Source organism: Actinomadura roseirufa, from assembly GCF_900659635.1.
Classification (GTDB): Bacteria; Actinomycetota; Actinomycetes; order Streptosporangiales; family Streptosporangiaceae; genus Spirillospora; species Spirillospora roseirufa.
This window is the reverse complement of the sequence record NZ_CAACVB010000336.1, coordinates 1-7,260: the sequence shown is the minus strand read 5'-3', so window position 1 is coordinate 7,260 and position 7,260 is coordinate 1. Positions and strand designations below refer to the sequence as shown.

7 protein-coding genes and 1 pseudogene are annotated in these 7,260 nt (G+C 75.6%); 4 read left to right on the top strand and 4 right to left on the bottom strand.

Annotated features, from left to right (window positions below; all coding sequences use genetic code 11):
• Nucleotides 1-794, top strand: a 794-nt coding sequence (locus E1291_RS37055; protein ID WP_131742717.1) for a S1 family peptidase, incomplete at its 5' end; no start/stop codon positions are given.
• Between the two features lie 70 nt (nucleotides 795-864).
• Here the strand turns inward: E1291_RS37055 and E1291_RS37050 are convergent.
• Nucleotides 865-1,602: a thioesterase II family protein gene (locus tag E1291_RS37050; RefSeq protein WP_131742716.1), complete on the bottom strand. Its 738-nt coding sequence runs from the start codon at nucleotides 1,600-1,602 to the stop codon at nucleotides 865-867.
• Nucleotides 1,603-2,176: 574 nt separating this feature from the next.
• Here E1291_RS37050 and sbnB point away from each other — a divergent pair.
• Genes sbnB through E1291_RS37035 form a run of 3 tightly spaced genes read left to right on the top strand, consistent with a single transcriptional unit; the run spans nucleotide 2,177 to nucleotide 4,546 of the window.
• Nucleotides 2,177-3,202 carry a 2,3-diaminopropionate biosynthesis protein SbnB gene (gene sbnB / locus E1291_RS37045; protein WP_131742715.1) on the top strand — a complete coding sequence of 342 codons (1,026 nt, stop codon included), beginning with the start codon at nucleotides 2,177-2,179 and terminating at the stop codon, nucleotides 3,200-3,202.
• Nucleotides 3,203-3,248: 46 nt separating this feature from the next.
• The gene (locus tag E1291_RS37040; protein ID WP_131742714.1) at nucleotides 3,249-3,488 is read left to right on the top strand and encodes a hypothetical protein; all 240 of its coding nucleotides are present in this window, start codon (nucleotides 3,249-3,251) and stop codon (nucleotides 3,486-3,488) included.
• Nucleotides 3,489-3,529: 41 nt separating this feature from the next.
• The gene (locus E1291_RS37035) at nucleotides 3,530-4,546 is read left to right on the top strand and encodes an ADP-ribosylglycohydrolase family protein (RefSeq protein WP_242614614.1); all 1,017 of its coding nucleotides are present in this window, start codon (nucleotides 3,530-3,532) and stop codon (nucleotides 4,544-4,546) included.
• A 75-nt stretch (nucleotides 4,547-4,621) separates the two neighbouring features.
• On the opposite strand, the gene E1291_RS37030 is transcribed toward E1291_RS37035, so the two are convergent.
• The 3 genes and pseudogenes from E1291_RS37030 to E1291_RS37020 form a co-directional block, all read right to left on the bottom strand.
• Nucleotides 4,622-5,152 carry a TIGR03668 family PPOX class F420-dependent oxidoreductase gene (locus E1291_RS37030; protein ID WP_165495476.1) on the bottom strand — a complete coding sequence of 177 codons (531 nt, stop codon included), beginning with the start codon at nucleotides 5,150-5,152 and terminating at the stop codon, nucleotides 4,622-4,624.
• A 1,056-nt stretch (nucleotides 5,153-6,208) separates the two neighbouring features.
• Nucleotides 6,209-6,928 (bottom strand): class II aldolase/adducin family protein, encoded by a 720-nt coding sequence (locus E1291_RS37025; RefSeq protein WP_131742713.1) that lies wholly within the window; start codon nucleotides 6,926-6,928, stop codon nucleotides 6,209-6,211.
• 126 nt (nucleotides 6,929-7,054) lie between these two features.
• Nucleotides 7,055-7,260 (bottom strand): annotated as a pseudogene (locus E1291_RS37020) (amino acid-binding protein); the annotation flags it as partial.

Sequence of the window (7,260 nt, the reverse complement as noted above, 5' to 3'; positions counted from 1 at the left end):
GGACCGTCGCGCGCGGCGGCGCGGACCTGGCGCGCGTCATGGCCGCGCTCAAGCGCGAGGCGACCGTCCCCGGCACCGCGTGGGCGGTCGACCCGGCCGCCAACCGGGTCGTGCTGACCATCGACGCCACCGTGACCGGCGCGCGGCTCGCCAAGGTGCGCGCGGCGGCGGCCCGGCAGGGCGCCGCGGTCGCCACCGAGCGGATCACCGGGAAGATCCAGCCGTTCACCGCGGGCGGCGAGGCCATCTACACCGGCGGCTCGCGCTGCTCGCTCGGCTTCAACGTCAAGAAGGGCGCGCAGTACTACTTCCTGACCGCCGGGCACTGCACCGAGGGCGGCTCGAGCTGGTACGCCGACTCCGGCCGCAAGCAGCTGCTCGGACGCAACGCCGGCAGCAGCTTCCCCGGCAACGACTACGGCCTCGTCCAGTACTCGGCGGCGCCCACCGACACCACCGGCGTCGTCAGCCTCTACGGCGGCACGCAGGACATCACCGGCGCCGCCGACGCCACGGTCGGCCAGAACGTGACGCGCAGCGGGAGCACCACCCACGTCCACACCGGGCGGGTCACGGCGCTCAACCAGACCGTGAACTACCAGCAGGGCAGCGTGTCCGGCCTGATCAGGACCACGGTGTGCGCCGAGCCGGGCGACAGCGGCGGCTCGCTGTTCGCCGGGTCCAGCGCGCTCGGGATGACCTCGGGCGGCAGCGGCAACTGCTCCTCCGGCGGCACGACGTACTTCCAGCCCGTCACCGAGGCGCTCTCGGTGTACGGCGTCCAGGTGTACTGACCCCGGCGGGACGGCCCCCGGCCACCGCCGCGACGGCGGGCGCCGGGGGCCGTCCCGTGCCCGCGCCGGGTCAGTGCGCGGCGGGGACCTCCAACGTGCGGAGGACCTCCGCGATCACCTCGGACTGCCGTCCGGTCAGGTAGAAGTGGTCGCCCGGCAGGACGCGCAGGGCGAACCGCCCTTCGACGACCTCGCCCCACCGGGCGGCCTGCGCCTCGTTCACGTGCGGGTCGTCGTCACCGATGATCGCGGTGACCGGGACGGCCAGCCGCGGCCCGGGCGCGTGGACGTAGTCCTCGATCAGCGTGAAGTCGTTGCGGACGTACGGCAGCACGAGCGCGCGCAGCTCCGGGTTGGCCAGCATCTCGGCGTCGGTGCCGCCGAGCCCCACCATCGCCTCGACCACGCCGTCGTCGTCACGGCCCGCGATGCGCTCGTCGCCGCGGTCGTGCGGCGCGCGGGTACCGGAGACGAACAGGTGGACCGGGGGCGTGCCCCGCTCCTGCAGCAGCCGCGCCACCTCGTAGGCCAGCACCGCGCCCATGCTGTGCCCGAACAGCGCGGCGGGACGGTCCAGCAGCGGCGCCATCGCCGCGGCGATGAGCCGGGCGGCCTTGTGGGCGTCGGAGACGAGCGCGTCCCCCAGCCGGTCGGCGCGGCCCGGGTACTGCACGGCCTGCACCTCGACGGCCGGGCCGACCGCCTTGGTCCAGGGCCGGTAGAACACCGCCGACCCGCCCGCGTGCGGCAGGCAGAACAGCCGCGTCGACGCCCACGGGCGCGCCTCGGCGCAGCGGAACCAGGTCACGAGATCAGCCCCTCCTCCTCGTCCCCGCGCGGGACCGCCCCGGGATCCTGCCGCGAGGACGTCCGGATCATCGAGCGTACTCGCCCGCGCCCACCGCCGGCCGATGCCCCCACCCCAGAATCCGCCCCCGAATCGCCCCCGACCATCACCCCGGACGCCCGCCCACGCGAACTCGCCCCCCTCCGCCCCAACCCAACACCCAGCCCCCGCCGTGAGCACCGCCCCCGCTGTGAGCACCGCCCCCACCGCACGGGCGGCCCCTGGCCAATGGGTGACCTGACGCCCCGGTTCGCTTTGGGGCGGTCTGCGGTGCGGAATCGGCCACGTTCGGCCCGGGGCGGCGTCCGGCCTGTGGGGTGGGGGCGGGCTCGACGGCGGAGCCGGGCTGGTGAGCGATCCGTGTGGGGTCGCCGTGGGCCCGCGACGGGGCGACCCGGCTCCGGCGTGCGCGGGTTCCCGTCCGGGCGGTCCACCGGTAGCGTCGTCCCGGGCGCCGCGCGCCGGCGCGCCGTTCCCGAACCCGACCCGCTCGGCGCCGGGCCGCCCCGGTGCCCGGCCGACGACCGGAGCTCCCATGACGCAGGCCCCCACATTCGCCGTGATCCCGGGTGTCCAGGTGCACGAGGCGATCGCCGGACGCGAGGAACAGGTCACCCGCATGGTCGAGGCGGCCTACCGGCTGCACGGCGAGGGGCTCACCGTGAACCCCGACTCCTACTTCCTGCGCTTCCCCGACCGGCCGTCCGACCGGATCATCGCGCTGCCCGCGTCGGTCAAGGGCGACATCGGCGTGCACGGCATGAAGTGGATCTCCAGCTTCCCCGGCAACGTCGCCGCGGGCCTCCCGCGCGCGTCGGCCGTCCTGATCCTCAACGACGCCGAGACCGGGTACCCGTTCGCCTGCCTGGAGAGCTCCATCATCAGCGCGGCCCGCACCGCCGCGTCCGCGGCGCTCGCCGCCGCGGTGCTGGCCGACCGCCGCGGCGACCGCCCCCGCCGGGTGGGGTTCGTCGGGGTGGGCCTGATCGCCCGCTACATCCACACCTACCTGGCGGGCAACGGCTTCGCCTTCGACGAGCTCGGCGTCCACGACCTGTCCCCCGACCACGCGGCGGGCTTCAAGGGGTACCTGGACCGCACCGAGCGCGGGACCGTCACGATCCACGAGACGGCCGAGTCCCTGATCCGCTCCTCCGACCTCGTGGTGTTCGCCACCGTGGCGGGGGAACCGCACGTCACCGACCCGGACTGGTTCGGGCACGCCCCGCTCGTCCTGCACGTCTCGCTGCGCGACCTGTCCCCCGAGATCATCCTGTCGGCGTGGAACGCGGTGGACGACGTCGAGCACTGCCTGAAGGCGAACACCTCCCCGCACCTGGCCGAGCAGAAGACCGGGAACCGCGACTTCGTCGCCGGGACGCTGTACGACGTCCTCACCGGGACGATCGACCCCCCGGCCGACCAGGCGGTCGTCTTCTCGCCGTTCGGGCTCGGCGTCCTCGACCTCGCCGTGGCCCGCTACGTCTACGACCGGGTCGCCGCGTCCGGCGCGCTCAGCACCGTCCCGGGCTTCTTCCACGAGCTGAAGCGGTACGGCTGATCCGCGCGGGCGGGGTAGAGCGCGGCGGATCGGGCACGCTCCCGCCATGGATGAGCGAGAGGGCCCGCGCGGGGACGTCCAGGAGCTGAACGACTTCGAGCTGGTGGTCTACGAGACGGTCGCCGAGATCGACAAGGACGGTGGCGCCGCCGACTTCGACACCCTGGCCCGGCTGGTCGGCGGCCCGGAGGAGGACCTCTGGGCCGCGCTGGGCCACCTCGTCTCGATCGGCCACCTGCACTCCACGCCCCGCGGCTACGTCCTCGGCTCGCACGACTGGTCCTAGCCGGCCCCGGCCGGACATCCGGCCGGGGGACAATGCGGCGCATGATCGCGAAAAAGCGGGCCAGCGGGGCGATGTTCGGGCTGGCGTACGGCGACGCGCTCGGCGCGCCGACCGAGTTCCTGACCATGAAGCAGATCCACCGGCGCTTCGGCGAGGACGGCCCCACGCAGCTCAACGGGTCCCCCGCGCTCGTCACCGACGACACCCAGATGACGATCGCCGTCGCGCTCGGGCTCCTGGACGCCCTGGAGAACCCCCCGTTCACCTCGGATCTGATCACTCCGATGTGGGTGCGGCGATTCGTCGACTGGCTGAACGACCCCGAGAACAACCGGGCCCCCGGCCACACCTGCGTGCGGGCGTGCCGGGGCCTGGCGGCGGGGCGGCCGTGGCCGCGCGCGACCGAGCCCGAGTCCAAGGGCTGCGGCGCCAACATGCGCGTCGCGCCCGTCGGGCTGGCCCCCGGGCTCTCCGACGAGCAGCGCGCCGGCGCGTCCCAGCTCCAGGCCGCGCTCACCCACGGCCACCCCACCGGGCTGGCCGCGAGCGAGCTCACCGCCTTCGCCGTCCGGTGGCTGGCGGACGGCATGGACCCCGCCGACCTGCCCGCGGCGCTGCGCGACCGGTGCCACACCCAGCGCACCGCTTACCACGAACGGTGGCTCGGCGACCTGTGGCGGCGGCCGGGCGTGGACGGCCCGGCGGAGTTCATCGCGCGCGGCTGGGACGAGTGCCTCGCCGTCCTCGACCTGCTCGACGCCGCGCTGGCCCGGCCCGACGGGACGGCCGACCCGTGCGAGGCGACCGGGGCCGGTTGGATCGCCGAGGAGGCGCTCGCGACCGGGCTGCTGTGCTTCCTGCTCTTCCCCGCGGACCCGGTCAAGGCGATCTGGCGCGGCGCGGCGAGCTCGGGCGACTCCGATTCCATCGCCTGCCTGGCGGGCGCGTTCGCGGGCGCGAGCCTCGGCATGGACGCCTGGCCCGCCGAGTGGGCCACGCGCATCGAGTACGCGGGGCCGCTGGCCCGGATCGGCGCGGCGTGGGACCCGGTTGCCTGACGGGTCGTAGCACTGTGCTCGCGGCGACCCGGCCGCCCCGGCATGCGGCGCCGGCCGGTCCGCCCGCTCACCGCGCTACCGGGCGGACCAGCCGGTCAGGGCGTCGATCGTGACGGCGATCACGGGTCCCTCGGGCGGCCGGTCGCGGTACTGGGCGTACCGCGCGGCCAGGAGCCGGACGGGTTCGGCCATGAGCGCGGGGTCCTCGACGACCCTCGCGTGGCCGTCCACGCGGACCCACCAGAGCCGCTCCCAGTCGTCCTCGTAGTGGTCGGCCAGCAGCGCCACCCGCGGGTTGGCGCGGATGTTCGCCAGCCGGCGCAGGTCGCGGCTGCTCTTGGGCTTGTGGTCGACGGCGGTGTAGACCGACCCCCGGTGCACGGCGAACGTCACCGGGACGAGGTGGGGACGGGCGGACGCGCCGACCGTCGCGAGCCGCGCGACCGGGACCGCCTCCAGCAGCCGGCGCGCGTCCTCCGGCGAGAGCGTGGGCACGGTCGCAGCCTGCCACGTCCCCGCGCCGGGCGCCCGCTCCCCCGCGCGGACGAGACGGATCACCCGCCGGCGGGAGTCCCGCGCGACCCGGCGGCGCGAGGCTGGGCGCATGACGACGAGGCGCGGAAACGACGCGACCAGCGATGTGCCACCCGAGGTCGAGGACCCGCCCGCGGCGCTCCTCGCGAGGACGGCCGCGTCCCTCGGCCGGTGGCCGGCCTGGGCCGGCTACGCCGCCGGTGTCTTCTCCCTCGCCGGAGCCGGGCTCGCCCTGTACTGGGCCGCGGGCGGCACGCGGGGCGTCCCGCCGCACGGGGCGGGGACGGCCCGGACCGCCGCCTGGCCCGCCGCCGCGGTGCTGCTGACCGGCGGGATCATGGCGGTGGCGAGCGTGCGCGACGTCGGCCGGCAGATGCCCCGGTGGTGGGCGCTGACCGCGCTCTGGGCGGCGTGCGCGCTGACCGCGTCCGGGACCTTCGGGTTCGTCATGAACGCGATCCAGCTGCTCTTCACCGCGTCGGTCGACGACTGGTCCTGGTTCGGCGTGGAGTGCCTCTGCGCGGTGGGAGCCGCCCTGTTCGGCGGGGCCGCCGTGGCGTTCCGGCGCCGCACGGCGGGCACCTGCGCCCGGTGCGGCCTCGTCCACGCGCGGGCGGGGACGAGACCGCGTCCCGCGCCGCCCTCCCCCGCGTCCCGCGCGATGCGCCGCACCGCCTTCGCGGGAGCCTTGGGCTTCCTCCCCTACGTGGCGATGAAGACGACGTGGGCGTTCGGGGGGACGTTCGCCGGGATCTCCGGCGACGAGGCCGTCGCCGAGTTCAAGCGGAACGGCGCGTCCGGGCTCGTGCTGACCCTGGAGAGGTACGGGCTGGACTTCACCACCCTGATGGCGCTGCTCGGCGTCTTCCTGCTGATGGGCCTCACCCATTCCTGGGGGCAGGTGTTCCCCCGGTGGGCGCCGCCGCTGGCCGGGCGCCGCGTCCCGCGCTGGCTGCCGCTCGCCCCGGCGTGGCTCGGCGCCCTGACGCTCGCCCCGTACGGAGTCATCGCGACGGCCTGCTACGTCGTCCCGCCGCTGCTCGGCCTCGGCGGCCTCCCGCACAAGGGCCTGCTCCAGGGGTGGTCGGGCTGGACGATCACCGCCTGCGGAGTGGGGGCGTTCGCCGTCTACGGCGTGTCGCTGGGCGCCGCGGCCTGGGACTTCCAGCGCCGCACCCGGCCGGTCTGCGGTCCCGCCGACGTCGCCGGGAACGGGAAGTCCGGCGGGGCGAGGCCGCGCTCGGTGACGTCGGCGAGCTCCTGATCCGTCAGGACGCGGGGTTCGCCGATCGCCTTCGCCCGGACGTACACCCCGCACAGCCACTCCAGCAGCCGCGCGTTCTCGAACGCCTCGTGCAGGCTGCCGCCGATCGCGACGCCGCCGTGGCTGGCCAGCAGCGCGGCGCGGCGGCCCCCCGCCATGGCGGCCCGCACGTTCGCCGCCAGCTCGGGCGTGCCGTAGGTGGCGTACTCGGCGACCCGCACGACCCCGCCCAGCAGCAGGGTGTTGTAGTGGACGGGCGGCAGCTCCGTCATGGTCGCCGCCACCACCGCGGCATAGGTCGAGTGCGTGTGCACGACCGCCACCGCCGGGGACTGCGCGTACAGCGCGAGGTGCAGTGGCGTCTCCGACGAGAGCGGGCGGCCGCCGTGGACGAGGCGGCCCGACAGGTCCACGACCGGGCAGTCGGTGGGCTCCATCCGGTCCAGCGCCATCCCGGCCGGGGTGATGGCGACGAGATCGCCGGCCCGCACGCTGGCGTTGCCGGACGTCCCGCCCACCAGCCCGGCCGCGACCATCTGGCGGCCCACCTCGCACAACGCGGCCCGTTCGTGCTCCAGCACCACGGCACGACCTCCCACTTCCAGCGGTTCCGAGGGACACGCCAGGGCCGCGACCGCCACGAGCAGGTGACGTCACGGCGTCGTCGTCCCGTCCTCCCCGTCACCCTAGGACGGGAAGAACCGCCGCCGTTAGCGGACCCGCGCCGGCCTCGCGCCCAGCACCGCCTCGGCCGCGCCCACGAGCTGCTCCAGCCGGGACACCTCCGTCCGGTGGAACGGCGGCGCACCGGTCCGCGCGACGACGATCGCCCGGTCCCCCGCGAGCGGGCAGATCGCGTGGCGCGTGCCGTCCGGCGCGGTGCAGGCGCGCGGCCGCAGCGGCTCCAGGTCCGGTG

Coding starts and splice junctions, on each gene's coding strand:
- E1291_RS37040 (WP_131742714.1), top strand. CDS start 3,249: ATGGATGAGCGAGAGGGCCCGCGCGGGGACGTCCAGGAGCTGAACGAC.
- E1291_RS37035 (WP_242614614.1), top strand. CDS start 3,530: ATGATCGCGAAAAAGCGGGCCAGCGGGGCGATGTTCGGGCTGGCGTAC.
- E1291_RS37030 (WP_165495476.1), bottom strand. CDS start 5,152: ATGCGCCCAGCCTCGCGCCGCCGGGTCGCGCGGGACTCCCGCCGGCGG.
- sbnB (WP_131742715.1), top strand. CDS start 2,177: ATGACGCAGGCCCCCACATTCGCCGTGATCCCGGGTGTCCAGGTGCAC.